20 protein-coding genes are annotated in these 19,274 nt (G+C 70.2%); 17 read left to right on the forward strand and 3 right to left on the reverse strand.

Annotated elements, in window-relative coordinates:
• The first annotated feature begins 275 nt into the window (after positions 1 to 275).
• The 3 genes from ABZX85_RS37670 to ABZX85_RS37680 are packed head-to-tail and all read left to right on the forward strand — an operon-like array spanning position 276 to position 3,271.
• Positions 276 to 1,595, forward strand: a complete 1,320-nt coding sequence (locus ABZX85_RS37670; protein WP_355879323.1) for a hemolysin family protein — start codon at positions 276 to 278, stop codon at positions 1,593 to 1,595.
• Entirely contained in the window at positions 1,592 to 2,611 is a 1,020-nt protein-coding gene (locus tag ABZX85_RS37675) for a hemolysin family protein (RefSeq protein ID WP_355879326.1), read from the forward strand. The genes ABZX85_RS37670 and ABZX85_RS37675 overlap by 4 nt, the downstream gene beginning before the upstream one ends.
• Before the next feature lie 30 nt (positions 2,612 to 2,641).
• Positions 2,642 to 3,271, forward strand: coding sequence for a helix-turn-helix domain-containing protein (locus ABZX85_RS37680; protein ID WP_355879329.1), 630 nt, complete (start codon positions 2,642 to 2,644; stop codon positions 3,269 to 3,271).
• 4 nt (positions 3,272 to 3,275) lie between these two features.
• Here the strand turns inward: ABZX85_RS37680 and ABZX85_RS37685 are convergent, their stop codons facing one another.
• On the reverse strand, positions 3,276 to 4,094 hold the full coding sequence (locus ABZX85_RS37685) for a hypothetical protein (RefSeq protein WP_355879332.1): 819 nt from the start codon (positions 4,092 to 4,094) through the stop codon (positions 3,276 to 3,278).
• Positions 4,095 to 4,400: 306 nt separating this feature from the next.
• On the opposite strand from ABZX85_RS37685, the gene ABZX85_RS37690 reads away from it, so the two are divergent.
• The 12 genes from ABZX85_RS37690 to ABZX85_RS37745 all read left to right on the forward strand — a co-directional run bounded on the left by ABZX85_RS37690 (position 4,401) and on the right by ABZX85_RS37745 (position 15,479).
• Positions 4,401 to 5,576 carry an extracellular solute-binding protein gene (locus ABZX85_RS37690; RefSeq protein ID WP_355879335.1) on the forward strand — a complete coding sequence of 392 codons (1,176 nt, stop codon included), beginning with the start codon at positions 4,401 to 4,403 and terminating at the stop codon, positions 5,574 to 5,576.
• A 164-nt stretch (positions 5,577 to 5,740) separates the two neighbouring features.
• Positions 5,741 to 6,607, forward strand: coding sequence for an ABC transporter permease subunit (locus ABZX85_RS37695; protein ID WP_355879338.1), 867 nt, complete (start codon positions 5,741 to 5,743; stop codon positions 6,605 to 6,607).
• The gene (locus ABZX85_RS37700; RefSeq protein WP_355879341.1) at positions 6,604 to 7,416 is read left to right on the forward strand and encodes an ABC transporter permease subunit; all 813 of its coding nucleotides are present in this window, start codon (positions 6,604 to 6,606) and stop codon (positions 7,414 to 7,416) included. The genes ABZX85_RS37695 and ABZX85_RS37700 overlap by 4 nt, the downstream gene beginning before the upstream one ends.
• The gene (locus tag ABZX85_RS37705; protein WP_355879344.1) at positions 7,413 to 8,495 is read left to right on the forward strand and encodes an ABC transporter ATP-binding protein; all 1,083 of its coding nucleotides are present in this window, start codon (positions 7,413 to 7,415) and stop codon (positions 8,493 to 8,495) included. The genes ABZX85_RS37700 and ABZX85_RS37705 overlap by 4 nt, the downstream gene beginning before the upstream one ends.
• Complete coding sequence (locus ABZX85_RS37710) at positions 8,492 to 9,142, forward strand: glycerophosphodiester phosphodiesterase (protein WP_355879347.1); 651 nt, start codon at positions 8,492 to 8,494, stop codon at positions 9,140 to 9,142. Before ABZX85_RS37705 ends, ABZX85_RS37710 begins: the two co-directional genes overlap by 4 nt.
• Positions 9,135 to 9,923, forward strand: coding sequence for an inositol monophosphatase family protein (locus ABZX85_RS37715; protein ID WP_355879350.1), 789 nt, complete (start codon positions 9,135 to 9,137; stop codon positions 9,921 to 9,923). Before ABZX85_RS37710 ends, ABZX85_RS37715 begins: the two co-directional genes overlap by 8 nt.
• 161 nt (positions 9,924 to 10,084) lie before the next feature.
• Positions 10,085 to 10,270: a hypothetical protein gene (locus tag ABZX85_RS37720; protein WP_355879353.1), complete on the forward strand. Its 186-nt coding sequence runs from the start codon at positions 10,085 to 10,087 to the stop codon at positions 10,268 to 10,270.
• Positions 10,267 to 10,356, forward strand: coding sequence for a K(+)-transporting ATPase subunit F (gene kdpF / locus ABZX85_RS37725; protein ID WP_018566520.1), 90 nt, complete (start codon positions 10,267 to 10,269; stop codon positions 10,354 to 10,356). The genes ABZX85_RS37720 and kdpF overlap by 4 nt, the downstream gene beginning before the upstream one ends.
• A gap of 7 nt (positions 10,357 to 10,363) precedes the next feature.
• Positions 10,364 to 12,028: a potassium-transporting ATPase subunit KdpA gene (gene kdpA / locus ABZX85_RS37730; protein WP_355879356.1), complete on the forward strand. Its 1,665-nt coding sequence runs from the start codon at positions 10,364 to 10,366 to the stop codon at positions 12,026 to 12,028.
• Positions 12,025 to 14,142 carry a potassium-transporting ATPase subunit KdpB gene (gene kdpB / locus ABZX85_RS37735; RefSeq protein WP_355879359.1) on the forward strand — a complete coding sequence of 706 codons (2,118 nt, stop codon included), beginning with the start codon at positions 12,025 to 12,027 and terminating at the stop codon, positions 14,140 to 14,142. Before kdpA ends, kdpB begins: the two co-directional genes overlap by 4 nt.
• A 5-nt stretch (positions 14,143 to 14,147) precedes the next feature.
• Positions 14,148 to 14,780 carry a potassium-transporting ATPase subunit C gene (locus ABZX85_RS37740; RefSeq protein WP_355879362.1) on the forward strand — a complete coding sequence of 211 codons (633 nt, stop codon included), beginning with the start codon at positions 14,148 to 14,150 and terminating at the stop codon, positions 14,778 to 14,780.
• 15 nt (positions 14,781 to 14,795) lie between these two features.
• Positions 14,796 to 15,479: a response regulator transcription factor gene (locus ABZX85_RS37745; protein WP_355879365.1), complete on the forward strand. Its 684-nt coding sequence runs from the start codon at positions 14,796 to 14,798 to the stop codon at positions 15,477 to 15,479.
• A gap of 14 nt (positions 15,480 to 15,493) precedes the next feature.
• Here ABZX85_RS37745 and ABZX85_RS37750 read toward each other — a convergent pair whose 3' ends face one another.
• Both ABZX85_RS37750 and ABZX85_RS37755 read right to left on the reverse strand, forming a co-directional pair.
• Entirely contained in the window at positions 15,494 to 16,162 is a 669-nt protein-coding gene (locus ABZX85_RS37750; protein WP_355879368.1) for a response regulator transcription factor, read from the reverse strand.
• A gap of 1 nt (position 16,163) precedes the next feature.
• A complete protein-coding gene (locus ABZX85_RS37755; RefSeq protein WP_355879371.1) occupies positions 16,164 to 17,612 on the reverse strand; it encodes a histidine kinase in 1,449 nt (482 codons plus the stop codon).
• A gap of 110 nt (positions 17,613 to 17,722) precedes the next feature.
• On the opposite strand from ABZX85_RS37755, the gene ABZX85_RS37760 reads away from it, so the two are divergent.
• Both ABZX85_RS37760 and ABZX85_RS37765 read left to right on the forward strand, forming a co-directional pair.
• Positions 17,723 to 18,445, forward strand: a complete 723-nt coding sequence (locus ABZX85_RS37760) for an ATP-binding cassette domain-containing protein (protein ID WP_355879374.1) — start codon at positions 17,723 to 17,725, stop codon at positions 18,443 to 18,445.
• Positions 18,439 to 19,179, forward strand: coding sequence for an ABC transporter permease (locus ABZX85_RS37765; protein ID WP_355879377.1), 741 nt, complete (start codon positions 18,439 to 18,441; stop codon positions 19,177 to 19,179). Before ABZX85_RS37760 ends, ABZX85_RS37765 begins: the two co-directional genes overlap by 7 nt.
• Positions 19,180 to 19,274: the final 95 nt, after the last annotated feature.

Consider the following 19,274-nt stretch of genomic DNA (forward strand, 5'->3'; position numbering starts at 1 on the left):
CAGATGCTTCGCGCCCGCGTGCCGGGAACGGCTGAAAACGGTTGCTGGACGTTTCCGTGCGGGCAGGTGGGGCCGGTCCTCCGCCAGGCGCGGGAACCAGGTCTCGGCCACAATCGTTGCCAAGGTGAACGTTCGGAGTGAACGTTTCTGTGATCAAGGAGTGAACGCGTGTCCGCCAGATCGACGGACTCCCCGGGGCACAGTCCCCGACCATCCCGCCCGACCCTGAGTACTACGGGTCTCCCTGAGCGCGGCGCCCGGCGGGGTGGTGTCCGATGAACGCCGTGGAAGCCTGGCTCGGCCTGCTGGCCGTCCTGCTCCTCACGCTGGGGACCGGCTATTTCGTCGCCCAGGAGTTCGCCTACGTCTCCGCCGACCGGCTGGCTCTCGCGAGGGAGGCCGAGAAGGGGGACCGGAGAGCCGCCCGCGCGCTGAAGGTGCTGGAACGCCTCTCCTTCATGCTCTCCGGCGCCCAGCTCGGCATCACCGTCACCGGTCTGGTCGTCGGCTTCATCGCGGAACCCTCCGTCTCCGCGTTGCTGAAACCGCTGCTCACCGACGTCGGCGTCCCCGAGGGCGCGGTCGGCGGGATCTCGGTCGTCCTCGCCTTCGTGCTCGCGACCGTCGTCCAGATGGTCATCGGCGAGCTGGCCCCGAAGAACCTCGCCATCGCCGTGCCCGAGCGGCTCGCGAAGGCGCTGGCCGGCTCGACCCTGACGTACCTGAAGGTCGTCGGCCCGGTGGTGCACGTCTTCGACGGCGCCGCCAACCGGCTGCTGCGGAAGATCGGTATCGAGCCGGTCGAGGAGCTGCACCACGGCGCGACCCTGGAGGAACTGGGCCATCTCATCGGAGAGTCCAGGGAACAGGGCGAGTTGCCCGGCGCCACCGCGCAACTCCTGGACCACGCGCTGGAGTTCTCCGAGCGCACGCTCGACGAGGTGATGGTGCCGCGTGCCGACGCCGTCTTCATCCGCAAGGACGCGACGCTGGCCGAGGCGGTCGAACTCATCGCCAAGCACGGCCACTCCAACTATCCGGTGCTCGGCGACCACCCTGACGACGTCGCCGGGGTGCTGGGCGTACGGGAGTTGATGGCGCTGCCCGCCGACCGGTTCGCGGCCGTCACGGCCGGTGCCTCCGCCCGCCGCCCCCTGTTCCTGCCCGACACGCTCCCGCTGCCCGACGCGGTGGAGCAGATGCGCACCGAGGACGACGAGTTCGCGGTCGTCCTCGACGAACACGGCGGTGTCGCCGGCATCGTCACCTACGAGGACATCGCCGAGGAACTCGTCGGTGACATCGCCGACGAGAGCGACCGCATCACCGAGATCGCCGTCGCGGACGGCACCGGCTGGCTCGTCGACGCGGGCCGCCGTCTCGACGAGGTCGCCGAGGCCACCGGCGTCCACCTCCCCGAGGAGGAGGACTACGACACCGTCGCCGGGCTGATCGTCGACCGGCTGGGCCGTTTCCCGACCGTCGGGGACAGCCTGAACGTCGTTCTCGCGGACGGGAGTTCGGTGACGGTCGACGTCCGCACCCTCGACCGCCATGTCCCGGAGCGGGTCCGCCTGGAGGTGCGGTCGTCATGAGTTTCCCGATGGCACTCTTCGTGACCCTGTTGCTGCTGGTCGGCAGCGGGTTCTTCGTCGCCGCCGAGTTCGCGCTCGTGGCGGCCAAACGGCACCGCATGGAGAAGGCGGCGGCCGAGGGCAGGCGTGGCGCGGGCGCGGCCCTCGCGGGCATGCGGGAACTGTCGCTCATGCTGGCGGGCGCCCAACTCGGCATCACCGTCTGCACCTTGGGACTCGGCTCGGTGTCGAAACCGGCGATCTCCCACGAACTCGACCCGCTCCTGCACGACTTGGGTCTGCCGAGCGCGCTCAGCTACGGCATCGCGTTCGCCGTGGCGATGATCGTGGTCGTCTTCCTGCACATGGTCGTCGGTGAAATGGCCCCGAAATCCTGGGCGATCGCCCACCCTGAGCGCTCGGCGATGCTGCTGTCCCCGATGTTCCGGGGCATCGTGAAGGTCGTCCGCCCGCTGCTCAGTGTCCTCAACGCGATCAGCAACATGCTGGTCCGGCTGTTCCGGGTCACCCCGCGCGACGAGCTGACGTCCGTCCACAACCGGGAGCAACTCGCCCACCTGGTCGAGGAGTCGGAGCGGATCGGGCTGATCAGCAAGGACGACTCCGAGCTGATCACCAACTCCCTGACGGAGCCGCAGGTCCCGGTCGCCGAACTCCAGGTGCCCGCCGCCGAGATCACGTCGGTCCCGGCCGACGCGGACGTCGAGGCGATCCTCGCGCTCACCACCGCCCACGACCGCAGCCGCCTGCTGGTCCGCGACGGTGACACCGTGGTCGGCTCGGTGCACGCCCGCGACGCCCTCGTCGCCCGCTCCCGGCACCGCGCCACCACCGCCCGCGACCTGTCCCGGCCCGTCCCCGAACTCGCCCCTGAGCACACCGTCGCCGAAGCGATCGAACAACTCCGGCGCCGCCGGGCCACGTTGGCGGTCGTCCGGGACGGACAGGGGCGGCTCACCGGACTGGTCACGCTGGACGACCTGCTCGCCCGGCTGCTGCACCCGCAACCCAACTGACCCATCTCACACCGGAGTCACGCCGAGCACATGGACGAGCACATCGCGAAGAGCGACCCCGCCGGCCGCGCCCGGCTGCGTCAGACGGCACTCGAACTCTTCGCCGAGCGAGGGTTCGAGGCGACGTCCACGCGGGCCGTCGCAGCCGCCGCCGGTTTCTCGCCCGCGCTCGTCACCCGGCACTTCGGCTCGAAACAGGGGCTGCGCGAGGCGGTCGACGCCCATGTCCTCGACCTCCTCGCGCAGCGCTTCAACTCCCTGGGGGCCGAAGGGGACTTGATGTCCTCGCTGGGCAGGATCTCCACCGAGGTCTTCGGCGCCGACCCGGTGCTGCGCGGCTATCTGCGGCACGCCCTGCTGGAGGGCGGCGAGGCCGGCGCCCAGCTCTTCGGCCGCCTCCTGCGGGGCGCGCACAGCGAACTCCTGCGCCTCTCCGAGGCGTACGGGGACGAGGGCCTCGACGGTGAGGGCCCCGACGCCGAGTGGGCGGCCTTCCAGATGCTCTGCCTCGTCCTCGGACCGCTCCTCCTGGAACGCGTCATGCAGCCCAACCTGACGGAACCGATGTTCGAGCCCGCCGTCCTGTCCCGCTGCGGAGAGGCCAACCAGCAGCTCCTGCTGCGGGGTTACTACGGCCGGCTGGAGCACCGGGAGCGCTGACGCCTCAGGCGTTCACCGCACGCACCTCGGGCAGCACGTCCGTCAGGACACGGGCGTAGTCGGCGAGGCGATGGGTCAACTCGTCGAGCAGGGCGTCGAGTCGGTCGTACTCGGCGATCTCGGAAGGAGCCCAGGGGCCCTCCTTGTCCTCCAGTTCGTCGATGCGGGGCTTGGCCATGGCGGCCTCGATGATCGCCCGCAGAGCGGCCCGCAGCCGGTGCGCCGCCGCCTCCGGGGTGCGGGAGAGAAGGACGTCCAGTTCGTCGGTGGCGGGGAGCAGCGGGATACGGCGCTCGGCCCACAGATCGCCCCACAGGCGCCGGCGGCGCTCCTCCGGCTGGTTGAAACCCGGGATCGGAGGGTCCAGGAAATCCTCCAACTCGACCAGCTTGCGCGCCTGTTCGGACGCGCGAGGCAGCAGGGCCAGCTCGTCGTCGAACATCACCGTGTGCGGGGTCACCGCACCCCAGCGGGTGTACGACAGCGGCGTCCCGAGCGCGGCCGACTGCCAGGCCGCGCCCGCCGCGTCCACCCACCAGCACACGAAGTCCCGTACGGCGTCGCCGTATCCCTTCGCGCTGTCGGCGGCGAGCTTCAACCGCACCGATTCCAGGACGGATTCGGCCTCGAACGGCGAAGCCACCCGGCCCGTGCGCTGTGCCCGCCTGATCCTCGCCTCGCTCAGCTCGTTCCGCTCCGTCAGCCGGCGCTCCGCCTCCTCCCACTCCCGCAGCAGCACACCCGCCGCCCGCTCCATCGCGGCCAGCTTCCCGTCCACCTCCTGCGCCGTCATCGCACGCGACGGCTCGGGGCGATCACTCATGGCCGAACTCCTACGAGGCCGGTGAATTTCCTCCGGCGGCAACGGTAGGGGGCTACCTGGGAGGGACGCGAGGAATGGGGCGTTCGCCTGCGGGGGAGACCTCCGCCGTGTTACTGGTGCCGCTTCGGGGTGCGATGAGGGGTGATTGACGGCCCTCGGTAAGAGTTGTGCAAATGGGTTGTAAGGTGACAGAAACTAGCTCTCCAGGCGTCATTGCGGGTTCACCCGGAGGTTCCTGCGCCCGCCCGAACGCGGTGCTTATCGTGCGGAACGCACCCTTCCGCATCGATTGCCCGGAGCCCCACCATGCCCCACCGGATACCCCTCCGGACCGCAGCGTCCGCCCGCACCACACGTACGGCGGTCGCCGTCCTGTGCGCCGGAGGGCTCGCCCTCGTCGCCTCGGCGTGTTCGTCGGCGTCGGCGAGCAGCGGCTCGGACCACCACCTCACCGCGTACGTCGGCGGTGACACGAACATCCAGACGCTGTGGCAGGACGTCGTCGTCCCGGCCTTCGAGAAGGCGAACCCCGGCTACCAGGTCAAGGTCGTCTACTCCGCGCACGGCACCGCCGACGCCGCGACGCTCGCCAAACTCCAGGCCGCCGCGAAGACCAAGCGCGACGCCGGGTACGACGTCATCGAGTCCTCGATCACCCCGGACGCCGCCGCCGCGGGCCTCCTGACAACGGTGTCGTCCGCGAACGTCCCCAACCTCGCGAAGGTCGACCAGTCCCTCCTGGGTCCCGTCGACAACGCGGCCGTCCCCTATCGGGGATCTTCCGTAGTACTCGCGTACGACTCCACCAAGGTGAAGACCCCGCCGAAGACGTACGACGACCTCGTCGCCTGGATCAAGGCCAACCCCGGCAAGTTCGCCTACAACAGCCCCTCCACCGGCGGTTCGGGCGGATCGTTCGTCGAGACCACCCTCGACCGCCACCTCGACGCGGCCACCCTCAAGACCTTCCAGACCGGGTACGACGCCTCCCTGGAGTCGAAGTGGGACGCCGGGTTCGCCGACCTCAAGGGCCTCAACCCGTACGTCTACGGCAAGGGGGTCTACCCCAACGGCAACCAGGCCGTCCTCGACCTGCTCGCCAAGGGGCAGATCTCCCTCGCGCCGGTCTGGTCCGACATGTACCTCTCGGCCGTCCAGAACCACACGCTCGACTCGACCGTGAAGTTCACCCAGATCTCCTCCCCGACCTTCACCGGCGGCGCCTCCTACATCGGCATCCCCAAGGGCGGCAGCAAGCAGAAGGCCGCGCTGAAGCTCGCCGACTTCTTCCTGGAGGCGGCCCAGCAGGACGCGATCGTCAAGAACCTCGCCGCCTACCCGGTGATCCCGCTCAACGAACTCCCCAAGGCAACGGCCGACCGGTTCGCGGGAGTTGACGTCACCAAGCTGCGCCCCGGGTACTCCGGGAAGACCGGCAACGACATGAACAACCTGTGGCAGCAGAAGGTGCCCGGTCAGTGAGTCTCGCGGAACGCCCACGGGGCGCCGGGCGGACCCCGGGCCCCGTACCGGCCGAAGCTGCGGGCCAGGGCGGCGGCGCGGGGAACCGAACTCACCGCGCCGGCAAGCGAAACCGCCGACCCGGCGCCGGGGCACTGAGTCAACGCCCTCGCCCCGGCGGCCTGTTGGTCCTCCCGCCGCTCCTCCTGGTCGCCTTCTTCGTCGGCATCCCAGTCGTCTCCGGCCTGCTCTACACGCTCGGCCACTTCGGCGGCCTCAACTCCGTCATCGCCGCGATCGGCCTGCACCAGCACACCGCCGACCACTGGTGGGGCACCCTCGGCGCCTACCGCGAGGTCCTGACCAGCGACGTCTTCCTGCGCAGCCTGACGGTGACGGTCGAGGTCACCCTCCTGAGCGTCGTCGCCGTGTTCGCGCTTGCCCTCACCGTCGCCCTGTACGCGCGCCTCACCGGCGGCCGTACCGCGAAGGCCGTCAGCGCCCTCGCGATCACCCCGCTGTTCCTGCCCGCGGTGATCGGCTCGTACGCGATCCTCACCTTCTACGCGGGCGACGGCGCCTTCACCACCCTTGCCCACGCGGTGGGTTGGAGCCACGCGCCCCGGCTCAGCTACACGATCTGGGGCGTGGTGATCGGCCAGGTGTGGACCAACCTGCCGTTCGCGGTCCTCGTGCTGTCCTCCGGGCTCGCCGCCGTGCCCGACGCGCTGATCGAGGCGGCCCGGGACGCGGGGGCCGGACGTACCCAGGTGGTACTACGGGTACTGCTCCCCATGGCGGGCGTACCCGCCGTGATCACGGCCGCGTTCACCACCATCTCCGTACTCGGGAGCTACACCGTCCCCTACCTCGTAGGTCCTACGGCCCCGACGATGCTCGGGGTGCAGCTCGCGAACACCTTCCAGTCCTACAACCAGCCCCAGCAGTCCCTGGTGATGGCGGTCGTCGTGTTCGCGCTCGCGTCGCTGGTCGGCGTGGCGTACGTCCGGGCCAACGTCCGCGAGGCCAGGAAGGCGGCGGCGACCCGATGACCGTACGCATCCTCCGAAAGTGCCTGACGGGACTGGGAGTCGGGCTCCTCGCCCTCTTCGTCCTCGGCCCGCTGCTGTGGCTCTTCCCGCACGCGTTCGCCGGCACCTGGCGCTACCCCGGCCTCCTCCCGCAGGAGTGGACCCTGCGCTGGTGGCGGGCCGTCGCCGACAACCCCGACCTGGTCGCGGCGGTGCGCTGGAGCTTCGTCTTCGCGCCGGTCGCCACGCTGCTCTCGGCGGTCGTGTGCCTGCCCGCCGCGTACGCGTTCTCCCGCTTCGACTTCCCGGGCCGCCGCTTCTTCCTCGTCGCGCTGTTCTCTGTAAACGCTTTCCCGAAGATCGGCCTGTACGTCGCGATGGCGTCGCTCTTCTACACGCTGAACCTGATGACGACGTTCTGGGGCGTCGTCATCGTCCAACTCCTCGGCACCGTCGTCTTCATGACCTGGCTGCCCGCCGCGGCGTTCTCCTCGGTGCCGCGCAGCCTGGAGGAGGCGGCCCGGGACGCGGGGGCCGGTCCGCTCACCGTGTTCTGGCGCGTCACCCTGCCGATCGCCCGCCCCGGCATCCTCGTCGCGGTGATCCTCTCCTTCCTCGCCGCGTTCGACGAGGCCCAGGGCACCCTGCTGATCGGCGCCCCGGTCTACCTGACCATGCCGACCGCAATGTACGGCATGGTCACCAACTACCCCGAGGGCGTCGCGGCCGTCTTCTCGCTCCTGCTGTCCGTCCCGTCCGTGGTCCTGCTGTTCGGCGTACGCCGGCACATCATGGGCGGCCACCTCGCCGAAGGGTTCCAACTGCGATGAATTCAGGGCTGGTTCTGGCCGGTCTCACCAAGACCCTCGGCGGCCGGACGATCGTCGACGGCCTCGAACTCCGGGTGGAACCCGGCGAGATGGTCTGCCTGCTCGGCCCCTCCGGCTGCGGCAAGACCACAACTCTCCGCATGGCGGCCGGATTTCTCACCCCGGACTCAGGCCGGGTCGAGATCGGCGGCACCGACTACGCGGCCGTACCGCCCGAACGGCGGCCCACCGCCATGGTGTTCCAGAACTACGCGCTCTGGCCGCACATGACCGTCGCGGGCAACGTCGGCTTCGGCCTCAAGATGCACAAGGTCCCCAAGGAGGAGGCGAGACGGCGCGTCGCCGAGGCCCTCGACCTGGTCGGCCTCGCCCATCACGCCGACAGCCACCCGGCCCGCATCTCCGGCGGCGAACAGCAACGCACCGCGCTCGCAAGGGCGTTGGCGCTGCGACCTCAACTCCTGCTGCTGGACGAGCCGTTGTCCAACCTGGACGCCAAACTCCGCGAACGCGTCCGCGAGGAGATCCGCGACATCCAGCAACGCCTGGGCATCACCACCCTGTTCGTCACCCACGACCAGGACGAGGCGCTCACCGTCGCCGACCGCATCGCCGTCATGAACGCGGGCCGCATCGAGCAGTACGCCGCCCCCGACGACCTCTACCGCACACCGGCGACCCTCTTCACGGCGGAGTTCGTGGGCAGCCTCAACCGGCTCGACGAGGTGACCGCCGACCAGGGGGTCCTGCGCCACGCCGACGGCACGGAACTGCTGCGGTGCGCGGAACTCGTGGGCCCCGCCGGCCCGGGCCGGACGGTGGGCATCCGCCCGGAGGAGATCCGGATGGGGACACCGGACGGTACCCCCGCGGTGGTCAGCCGGGTACTCCCCAGGGGCCACTTCACCGAGGTCGTCCTGCGGCTGGAGACCGGAGGGGTGGCTCTCAGGTCGTACCTCACAGGGGGTACGACCGGGGTGGGGGAGCGGGTACGGGTGAGCGCCGGCCGGGCCCTCTCGTACGACGCGCGGGGCGCCGGCGAGGCCCACTCGTACGATGCCGAAGGCGCCGCCGCGTGAGCGCCCTCGCCGTCGCCCACCGGGGCGACCCCCGACGCGCCGTCGAGAACACGCTCACCGCGATCCGGCTCGCGGGAGCCGCCGGGGCCGACGCGATCGAGGTGGACCTGAGGCGTACCGCCGACGGCGTACTCGTCCTCCACCACGACGACGACCTGAGCCGCCTGTGGGGCCGCCCCGAGCGCGTCGCCGACCTCACCCTGCCCGAGCTGCACACCCTCGCCCCCGAGGTCCCGACCCTCGCCGAGGCGCTGGAGACCGCGGACCGCCCGCTGCTCCTCGACACCGGCGACCCGGAGCTCGCGGTCGCCGCCCTCGCCGAGACCGGCGGCACCGGCGCCATGTTCTGCGGCTCGGCCGAGGCGATGGCCGCCGTCCGGGCCCGGGACGACCGCGTCACCCTCTTCCTCAGCTGGTACGGCGCCCAGCCCCCGGTCGAGCCGGTCCTCGGCGCCGTACGCCCCCAGTACTACAACCCCGAGCACCGGTTCCTGAGCTCTCAGGAGGTACGGGTATGGCACGGCCGGGGCATCAAGGTGAGCTGCTGGACGGTGGACGACGCCGTCCGGCGGGAAGAACTGATCTCCTGGGGCGTGGACGCGATCATCAGCAACGACGTGGAAGGCGTGGTGAAGAGCTGTGGGTGACGAGGTGGATCTCGACGCGGCGATGGAGGTCGCGACGGAGCTGGCCTACTGGGCGTCGGAGGTGATCCGCCGGCCTCGTCCTCAGGAGGTACGCCAGAAGGAGGGCCCGGCGGACATCGTCACCGACCGGGACGAGGAGGTGGAGGCCCACGTCCGCGAGGTCCTCACCCGGGCGTTCCCGTCGTACGGGATCGTCGGGGAGGAGTACGGCACCATCGACGGCGTCCCCGACGCCCCGCACTGGCTGATCGACCCCATCGACGGCACGACGAACTACGCGCACGGTCTCGGCTGGTGCTCCTTCTCCCTGGGGCTCGCGGCCCCCGACGGCAGCCCGCTGCTCGGCGTCGTCGCCGACCCCTGGCGCGGCGAGGTCTTCACCGCCGTCAAGGGCGGGGGCGCGTTCCTCGACGGCACGCCCCTGAGAGCCGCCCCGCACACGACCCTGACAGGGCACGTCTTCATGACCGAGTGGGCCGCGCACCGCCACTGGCCGGGCCTCGACGCGCTGCTCGCCGCGCTCGCCGAGCGGCACTGCACGGTCCGTGTCATGGGTTCCACCGCGCTCTCCCTGGTCCAGGTCGCGGCGGGCCGCGCCACGGCCGCCGCGATCGGCGAGTTCCACCCGATCGACGGCCTCCCCGCGCTCCTCGTCGCGACCGAGGCGGGCGCCGTGGCCCTGCCCGGGCTGCCCGCCTACGACACCCCGCTGCTGCTGGCCGCGCCGGGGGCCGCGGAGGAGGCGGCGGAGCTGCTGCGGGCCGCCGGGGTGATCCCGTAGACCTCAGGAGGTACCTCTCAGGGCGTACCCCTCAGGTCCTGCCGCCGGGCCTGCCGCCGGACCGCCCGTCGGTCCTACCGCCGGTCGTAGCTCCGGGGAGTGATCCCTTGCGGGGGACGTCACCCCCGTAAGGGACCCGTCAAAGGGCCGTCCGGCGCCGTATGGGACCCGTCAAGAGGTGTCGGAAACGGCCGTCCCGGGAGGTTTGCTCGAAAGCGTCCGATCCGCTTGCGGATGCATTCGATCCTTCTCAGGAGCTCGCGATGGCCGATCTGGCCTTCGTCGTCGCCACGGTCGCGGTGTTCGCGCTGGTGGCTCTCGTCGCCAAGGGGGTGACGAGGCTGTGACCGCGGAGAACGTCGTCGGCCTGATCGTGGCCGTCGCCCTGCTGGGCTATCTCGTCCTCGCCCTGATCTTCCCGGAGAGGTTCTGAGAGCCTCATGGGTCCCGTACTCGCGGGAGTGCTGCAACTCCTCGCACTCATAGGCGCGTTGGCGCTCGTCTACATCCCCCTCGGCACCTACATGGCCAAGGTCTACTCGACCGACCGGCACTGGCGGGTGGAGCGGTGGATCTACAAGGGCATCGGCGCGAACCCCGACACGCAGATGACCTGGCCCGCGTACCTGCGCGGCGTGCTCGCCTTCTCCGCCGTCGGCGTGCTGTTCCTGTACCTGTTGCAGCGGCTCCAGGGCGTCCTGCCCGGCTCGCTCGGCTTCTCCTCGGTGAACCCGGCACAGGCGTTCAACACGGCCGTCTCGTTCGTGACGAACACCAACTGGCAGTCGTACTACGGCGAGCAGACGATGGGGCACGTCGTGCAGACGGCCGGGCTGGCCGTGCAGAACTTCGTGTCGGCGGCCGTCGGCATCGCGGTCGCGGTGGCCCTCGTCCGCGGCTTCGCCCGCTCGCGGACCGGTGAACTCGGCAACTTCTGGGCCGACTTGGTACGGGGCGTCGTCCGCATCCTGCTGCCCGGCGCGGTGCTCGCGGCCGTCGTCCTCGTCGCCTGCGGGGTGATCCAGAACTTTTCCGGCATCCATGAGGTCGGCCAGTTCCTGGGTGGGTCGCAGCAGTGGAACGGCGGCGCGGTCGCCTCGCAGGAGGCCATCAAGGAGCTGGGCACCAACGGCGGCGGCTACTTCAACGCCAACTCGGCCCACCCCTTCGAGAATCCGACGCCCTTCACCAACCTCTTCGAGATCTTCCTGATCCTCGTCATCCCCTTCTCGCTGACCCGGACGTTCGGCGTCATGGTCGGCTCGGTGAAGCAGGGGTACGCGATCCTCGCGACGATGGCCGCGATCTGGGTGGGCTTCGTGGCACTGATGATGTGGACCGAATTCGCCCACCACGGGCCCGCGTTGGAGATGGCGGGCGGCGCGATGGAGGGCAAGGAGGTGCGGTTCGGCGTCGGTTCGTCGTCGATCTTCGCGGTGTCGACGACACTCACCTCGACCGGCGCCGTCGACTCCTTCCACTCCTCCTTCACCGGCCTCGGCGGCGGCATCACGATGCTGTCGATGATGCTCGGCGAAATCGCGCCCGGCGGCACCGGCTCCGGCCTCTACGGCATGCTGATCATGGCCATCATCGCGGTGTTCATCGCCGGCCTCATGGTCGGCCGTACGCCCGAGTACCTCGGCAAGAAGATCGGCGCCCGCGAGATCAAACTCGCCGCCTGCTACATCCTGATCACCCCGGCGCTGGTGCTGGTGTTCACCGCCGTGTCGATGGCGATGACGACACCGCCGCACTCGATGCTCAACTCCGGTGCCCACGGCTTCTCCGAGGTGCTGTACGCGTTCACGTCGGCCGCGAACAACAACGGCTCCGCGTTCGCCGGACTCAACGCCAACACCGACTGGTACAACACGACGACCGCGCTCGCCATGGCACTTGGGCGGTTCCTGCCGATGGTGTTCGTGCTGGCGCTGGCCGGCTCGCTCGCCGAACAGCGGCCCGTGCCGGTCACGGCGGGCACGCTGCGCACCGAAAAGCCCTTGTTCACCGGCCTGTTGGTCGGCGCGATCCTCATCATCACCGGGCTGACCTACTTCCCGGCACTCGCGCTGGGACCGCTGGCGGAGGGGCTGGCGTCATGACGACTCGCACGAAGGACCAAGAGGACGCGATGTCCACTCCCACCCTCGCACCCCACCAGGACACCCCGGCCGGGCGCGACACCGCCCAAAGCCGGGTGGGCGCCGGGCTGTTCGACCCGAAGCAGCTCCTCAAGTCGCTGCCGGAGGCGTTCCGCAAGCTCGACCCCCGGGTGATGGTCAAGTCGCCCGTCATGTTCGTGGTGTGGATCGGATCGGTCCTGACGACCGCCTTCTCCTTCAAGGACCCCACGGACTGGTTCGGTTGGACCATCAGCGCCTGGCTGTGGCTGACCGTCGTCTTCGCCAACCTCGCGGAGGCCGTCGCCGAAGGACGCGGCAAGGCGCAGGCCGACACCCTGCGCAAGGCCAAGACCGACACCGTCGCGCGCAAGGTCGACGGCTCTCAAGTCCCGGGCACGGAACTGAGGATCGGGGACCTGGTCGTCTGCGAGGCGGGCGACGTCATCCCCGGTGACGGCGACGTCGTCGAGGGCGTCGCCTCGGTCGACGAGTCCGCGATCACCGGTGAATCGGCCCCCGTCATACGGGAGTCGGGCGGTGACCGGTCCGCCGTCACGGGCGGGACGAAGGTCCTCTCCGACCGGATCGTCGTCAAGATCACGACGAAGCCCGGCGAGACCTTCATCGACCGCATGATCAGCCTGGTCGAGGGCGCGGCCCGGCAGAAGACGCCCAACGAGATCGCGCTGAACATCCTGCTCGCCTCGCTGACCATCGTCTTCCTGCTGGCCTGCGCCACCCTGCCGCCGTTCGCCACCTACGCCGGCACCCATCTGACGATGGTCGTGCTGGTCGCCCTGCTGGTCTGCCTCATCCCGACCACGATCGGCGCGCTGCTGTCCGCGATCGGCATCGCGGGCATGGACCGGCTCGTCCAGCGCAACGTACTCGCCATGTCCGGCAGGGCAGTTGAAGCCGCCGGGGACGTCTCCACGCTGCTGCTCGACAAGACCGGCACCATCACCTACGGCAACCGCAGGGCGGCGGAGTTCGTGCCCGTACGCGGCACGACCGAGCCGGAGGTCGCCGACGCCGCCCAGCTCTCCTCGCTGGCCGACGAGACCCCCGAGGGCCGCTCCATCGTCGTCCTCGCCAAGGAGAAGTACGGGCTCCGGGAGCGCCACCAGGGGGAGTTGAGCCACGCCGAGTGGATCGCCTTCACCGCGCAGACCCGGATGTCGGGCGTCGACCTGGACGGGCGCAAGGTCCGCAAGGGGGCAACGGCCTCCGTCATCGCCTGGGTTCGCGAACAGGGCGGTGAAGTCGCCGACGACACCCAGGAGTTGACCGACCGCATCTCCCAGGCGGGCGGCACCCCGCTCCTCGTCGCGGTCGAAGACGCCGAAGGCGCCCGCGTGTTGGGCGTCATCCACCTCAAGGACGTCGTCAAGGACGGCATGCGGGAGCGGTTCGACGAGCTGCGCCGGATGGGCATCCGCACCGTCATGATCACCGGCGACAACCCGCTGACCGCCAAGGCGATCGCGGAGGAGGCCGGCGTCGACGACTTCCTCGCCGAGGCCACCCCCGAGGACAAGATGGCCCTCATCAAGCGCGAGCAGGCGGGCGGCAAGCTGGTCGCGATGACCGGCGACGGCACCAACGACGCCCCCGCGCTCGCGCAGGCCGACGTCGGCGTCGCCATGAACACCGGTACGTCGGCCGCGAAGGAGGCCGGCAACATGGTCGACCTCGACTCCGACCCGACCAAACTGATCGAGATCGTCGAGATCGGCAAGCAACTCCTCATCACCCGGGGCGCGTTGACGACGTTCTCCATCGCCAACGACGTCGCGAAGTACTTCGCGATCATCCCGGCGCTGTTCGCGGCCGTCTACCCGGGCCTGGACAAGCTCAACATCATGCACCTGGCCTCGCCGGACTCCGCGATCCTGTCGGCCGTCGTCTTCAACGCGCTGATCATCATCGCGCTCGTACCGCTCTCCCTGAAGGGCGTGCGCTACCGGCCGGTCAGCGCCGACAAGCTGCTGCGCCGCAACCTCACGGTCTACGGCCTGGGCGGGCTGATCGCCCCGTTCATCGGCATCAAACTCATCGACATGCTCATCTCCCTCATCCCCGGGATCGGCTGACCGTCATGAACAACTCCGTATCGAACACAGGCCGGTTGCTGTGGGCGGGGCTGCGCGCCCTGCTGGTGCTGACGCTGGTGACGGGCGTGCTCTACCCGCTGGTGGTGACCGGGATCGCCCAGGCCGCCTTCAACGACAAGGCGAACGGCTCCGAGATCAAGTCCCAGGGGAAAGTGGTCGGTTCGTCCCTCATCGGCCAACAGGGCTACAGCCTCGACTACTTCCAGTCCCGCCCGGCGAACGGACTCGGCGAGAACTCCGTCAACACCCGCTACAAGCTGCTGCTTTCAGGGGCGACGAACCTGTCGGCCGACAGCAAGACGCTGATCAAGCAGGTCGAGGACGCCAAGGCGAAGGTCGTCAAGGACAACTCGGTGCCGGGGTACACGGTGAAGCCGTCCGAGGTGCCCGCCGACGCGGTCACCTCCTCCGGCTCCGGCCTGGACCCGGACATCTCCCCGGCCTACGCCGAACTCCAGGTCCACCGAGTCGCGTTGAGGAACCATCTGCCCGTCGCGGCGGTCGAGAAGCTGGTCGACGAGCACACCGAGGGCCGCACCCTCGGCTTCGTCGGAGACCCCCGGGTCAACGTCCTCGAACTCAACATCGCCCTCAAGGCACTTGTGGCCCGGCAGTGAGGAAGGCGCACTGAGATGACGCGGGTGCTGGTGGTCGAGGACGACCCACAGCTCGTCCGGGCCCTCGTGATCAACCTTCAGGCCCGGCAGTACGACGTCGACGCCGCCCCCGACGGCACCACGGCCCTGCGGCTCGCCGCCGCGCACCCGCCCGACGTCGTCCTGCTGGACCTCGGCCTGCCCGACATGGACGGCGTCGAGGTCATCAGGGCGCTGCGGCTGTGGACCCGGGTACCGGTCATGGTCCTCTCCGCCCGCCAGGCGTCGCAGGACAAGGTGGCGGCGCTGGACGCGGGGGCGGACGACTACGTCATCAAGCCGTTCAGCATGGACGAGCTGCTGGCCCGGCTGCGGGCCGCCGTACGCCGCACGGAGGACACGCCGCTGGCTCCCGAGTCCACCCGGGTGGAGACGGACGTCTTCACCATCGACCTGCTCGCCAAGAAGGTCGTACGGGAGGGGCGGGACGTGCGGCTCACCCCGACCGAGTGGCATCTGCTGGAGATCCTCGTCACCCACCCCGGGCGGCTCGTCACCCAGAAGTATCTCCTCCAGGAGGTGTGGGGGATCTCCCGGGGGAACAAGACCAATTACCTACGGGTCTACATGGCCCAGCTCCGCCGCAAACTGGAGACCGACCCGGCCCACCCCCGGTATCTGATCACCGAGCCGGGCATGGGGTACCGCTTCGAGGGCTGACCCCGGGCGGTCGTTCAGTGTGGCGGGTCCGCGATTCCCGCGTCCCTCGCGAGCAGTGCCGCCTGGACGCGGTTCGCGCAGCCCAGCTTGGTGAGGACGCGGCTCACGTACGTCTTGATGGTCGTCTCGCTCATGTGGAGCCGGCCGCCGATACCCGCGTTGGACAGGCCCTCCGCCAGAAGGTGCAGTACCTGGGTCTCCCTCGGGGTGAGGCGGGTGAGGTGGTGTGCGGCCCGCGCCCGGCGGGCCGTCTCCTCGGGGGCCGGTCCGGGCAGCGCGCCCAGGACGTGCCGGGTCACCTGGGGGGAGAGGTAGGCGTCGCCCGCGTGGGCCGCCCGTACCGCCCGGATCAGTTCGTCGGGGGCGCAGTTCTTGAGGACGAAGCCCGCGGCACCGGCCCGCAGGGCGCGCAGGACGTTCGGCTCCGTCCCGTAGGCCGTGAGTACTACCGCTCGGGTATGAGGGGACCGGTGGCGGAGCTCCTCCACGGTCGCCAGACCGTCCAGCACCGGCATGTCGATGTCGACCAGCGCGACGTCGGCCCGGTGCCCCGCCGCTCCGTCCAGCGCCGCCCGGCCGTCCGCCGCCTCGGCGACCACCACCATGTCGCCGGCCGACTCCAGAACCGTCCGGATTCCCGCCGTGATCAGCGGCTCGTCGTCCGCCACCAGCACCCTGATCACCTCAGCGCACCCCCAGCAGCAGGCTGCCGGGCACGAGGACCAGCAGCAGGACGAGAGCGACGATGAGCGCGAACTTCCGGGCCGCGCCCCATCGTTCGTACGACGCCGGCGCGGGCTCTGCCGGGGGCGCGTCCGGCGTGGTCGGTGCGGTCGGCGCGTGCAGGGTGTCCGGCGGGATCGGGGTGTCCGGCGTGGGGCGCGTGGAAGCCTCCGGCTTGGTGGTCGCCGGGAGCATCGCCAGCACCCGGTATCCGGCGCCGTCCCGCAGCGGGCCGTGGTCCAGCAGGCCGCCCGCCAGCCGGACGCGTTCGCCGAGGCCGACGAGGCCGTGCCCGCCGCTGTCCGGCCGGGTGTCTTCCGGTACCGCGGAGAGTTCCCCTGGCTCCCGTAGGTCCCCTAGCTCCTGGGGCTCCCCTGGCCTCCGTGGCTCCCCCGGCCTCCGTGGCTCCCCTGGCTTCTGGGGCTCTCCCAGTTCCCCTAGCCCCCGTAGTCCTCCGGAGGGACCCGAGGACTCCACCCGCACCAGCACGCTGTCCCCCTGCCACTCCACCCGCACGGCCACCTCCCGCCCCGCCGCGTGCTTCGCGGCGTTGGTCAGCCCCTCCTGCACCACCCGGTACACCGCCCACCAGGTCGCCGGGGCCAGCGCCACGGGCTCGCCGTCCTCGACGAACCCCACGCACACCCCGGCCGCCCGGAACTCCTCCACCAACCCCTCGACCTCCGCCAACCGCACGCTCTCCGGCTCCAGTTCACCGCGCAACGTGCCGATCAGCCCGTACACCTCGTCGAGCGCGCCACGCGCCGAGCGGGCGAGCCGGCGCACCGCCACACGCTGCGACGGCGGCAGGGTGACCTCCAGGGCCGCCGCCTGGACGGAGACGAGGCTGAGGCGCTGGCCGAGGGAGTCGTGCATGTCGCGGGCGATGCGCAGGCGCTCCCGCAGGCGTTCCTGCACGCGCTCGTGCTCGGCGAGGACCCGCTGGTGGTGGCGCAGCCGGCGGTTGTGGTCGGAGAGGGCGGCGACCAGGCGCTCGTGCTGGGTCAGATAGCGGCCGACGATCAGCGGGATCGCCTCGAACACCAGGGCCGTCGTCGCCATCGGCGCCAACTCCCCCGCACCGGAGGCCCGTAGAGCGGCTCCGAGCACCAGGCCGGCGCCCGCCGCCCCCGCCGTCACCGCCATGTCCCGGCGTGACGACAGGGCCCGGCCCGCGCGGTAGGCGGTCCACAGCAGCGACAGATACGCCCCCGGTAGCAGCGAGAACAGCGCCACTGCCGCGACGAACCCGCCCACCGGACCACGGCGGCCCACCGCCAGCACGGCCACGACCACCAGCGCGTAGCCGACGACCGCTCCCCACAAGGGAATCGGCCCACGGAACCCGGTCGCCAGCACCAGACTGTCGACGGCCACCACGACCGGGGCGGCAAGGGGCAACCGGCTCATGCCCGGCAGCGTACGGGGGCGGCTCGGCCGGCCGCCATGACACGAAAGACGACAGGGAAGTCCTCTTTCGAGGACTGCGCCGCTCCCAACTGCCTTTCTAGCCTCGCCACATGATCGAAGTCTGTGACCTATCGAAACGCTACGGCGACGAACTCGCCCTGGACCGGCTGTCGTTCACCGTCAGGCCAGGCCGTGTCACCGGCTTCCTCGGCCCCAACGGCGCCGGAAAGTCCACCACGTTGCGCCTGATCCTGGGCCTGGACCGCCCCGACTCCGGCGAGACCCTTGTCCAAGGGCGGCCCTATGCGTCGTTGAGGTGTCCGCTGCGCCAAGTCGGCGCCGTTCTGGGCCCGCCCGCCTTCCACGGCGCCCGCCGGGCCCGCGACCACTTGTCGTGGCTGGCGCGCAGCAACGCCATCCCCGATACACGGGTGCCCCAAGTCCTGCGTCAGGTCGGTCTGTTGCCTGCGGCCGGAAGACGCGTCAAAGAATTCTCCCTCGGCATGGCCCAACGCCTGGGGCTCGCCGCCGCGTTGCTGGGCGACCCGCCTGTTCTCCTGCTCGACGAGCCTTTCAACGGCCTTGATCCGGAGGGCATTCGGTGGCTGCGTGCCTTGCTGACGTCACTGGCCGCCGAAGGACGCACTGTTCTGGTCTCCAGCCATCTGATGGGAGAAACGGCTTTGACGGCCGACCAGTTGGTGGTGATCGGACGCGGAAGGCTCATCGCGGATCTCCCGACGAGCGAGTTCGCGGAATCCGGTTCCTCGCTGGAAGACGCATTTCTCAAGCTGACCGAAAACACGGTCCGTTACCGAGGTGGACCTTGCTGAAAAACGTGGTCCACTCCGAGTGGACGAAGATCCGCACGGTCCGCTCCACCCTCTGGATGCCCGCCTCCGCAGCCGCGATCGCCGCCGGCCTGGCCCTTCTCGTAGGCGCGAGCAGACCCTCCGACCCGCTCTTCGCGAGCTTCTACGGACTGACACTCGCCCAACTCCCCCTGGCCGCCTTCGCGATCCTCACCGTCACCGACGAGTACGCCACCGGCACCCTCCACGCCACCCTCGCCGCCACCCCGAACCGGACCCGCCTCTACACGGCCAAGCTCCTCGCAACAGCCCTCCCCACGGCGGCAGTCGGCGGCCTCGCGGTCGTCGCGGCGTTCTTCCTCGGCCAACACGCCTTCGGCGAAGGGGGAGCTGCGCTGGGTGAGGCCGACAGCATCCGTACCCTGATCGGCTCCTGGCTGTACCTGGTCCTGATCTCCCTCCTCGCCCAGGGACTCGCCTTCGTGCTGCGCACCCCCGCCCGGACCATGGGCGTCGTCCTGCCGTTCCTGTTCCTCGGCTCCCAAGGGGCGGGGAACATCCCGAAGATCCGCGCGGTCGCGCAGTATCTCCCCGACCAGGCGGGCCTGTTGATCACCCACTTCGTCGGCTCGCCGGACGACCCGGTCTTCCCACGCGCCTACGGTCCCTGGACGGGGACGCTCGTCCTCAGCCTGTGGACGGCCGCCGCGCTGCTCGCCGGTTACCTGGCGCTGCGTCGCGGAAACGTCGGGTAAGCGGTTGCCGGACGGTTGTTCGGGAATGCCAAAAGGCTTCTTTCCGGCGCGTGGATGTTTCGTGGATACCGCCCGGTAAGGCAATCGCCGGCCCG

The organism is Streptomyces sp. NPDC004539, assembly GCF_040610055.1.
GTDB lineage: Bacteria > Actinomycetota > Actinomycetes > Streptomycetales > Streptomycetaceae > Streptomyces.

Coding starts and splice junctions, on each gene's coding strand:
- ABZX85_RS37675 (WP_355879326.1), top strand. CDS start 1,592: ATGAGTTTCCCGATGGCACTCTTCGTGACCCTGTTGCTGCTGGTCGGC.
- kdpB (WP_355879359.1), top strand. CDS start 12,025: ATGACGACTCGCACGAAGGACCAAGAGGACGCGATGTCCACTCCCACC.
- ABZX85_RS37720 (WP_355879353.1), top strand. CDS start 10,085: ATGGGACCCGTCAAGAGGTGTCGGAAACGGCCGTCCCGGGAGGTTTGC.
- ABZX85_RS37705 (WP_355879344.1), top strand. CDS start 7,413: ATGAATTCAGGGCTGGTTCTGGCCGGTCTCACCAAGACCCTCGGCGGC.
- ABZX85_RS37760 (WP_355879374.1), top strand. CDS start 17,723: ATGATCGAAGTCTGTGACCTATCGAAACGCTACGGCGACGAACTCGCC.
- kdpA (WP_355879356.1), top strand. CDS start 10,364: ATGGGTCCCGTACTCGCGGGAGTGCTGCAACTCCTCGCACTCATAGGC.
- ABZX85_RS37685 (WP_355879332.1), bottom strand. CDS start 4,094: ATGAGTGATCGCCCCGAGCCGTCGCGTGCGATGACGGCGCAGGAGGTG.
- ABZX85_RS37690 (WP_355879335.1), top strand. CDS start 4,401: ATGCCCCACCGGATACCCCTCCGGACCGCAGCGTCCGCCCGCACCACA.
- ABZX85_RS37700 (WP_355879341.1), top strand. CDS start 6,604: ATGACCGTACGCATCCTCCGAAAGTGCCTGACGGGACTGGGAGTCGGG.
- ABZX85_RS37670 (WP_355879323.1), top strand. CDS start 276: ATGAACGCCGTGGAAGCCTGGCTCGGCCTGCTGGCCGTCCTGCTCCTC.
- ABZX85_RS37745 (WP_355879365.1), top strand. CDS start 14,796: ATGACGCGGGTGCTGGTGGTCGAGGACGACCCACAGCTCGTCCGGGCC.
- ABZX85_RS37740 (WP_355879362.1), top strand. CDS start 14,148: ATGAACAACTCCGTATCGAACACAGGCCGGTTGCTGTGGGCGGGGCTG.
- ABZX85_RS37680 (WP_355879329.1), top strand. CDS start 2,642: ATGGACGAGCACATCGCGAAGAGCGACCCCGCCGGCCGCGCCCGGCTG.
- ABZX85_RS37755 (WP_355879371.1), bottom strand. CDS start 17,612: ATGAGCCGGTTGCCCCTTGCCGCCCCGGTCGTGGTGGCCGTCGACAGT.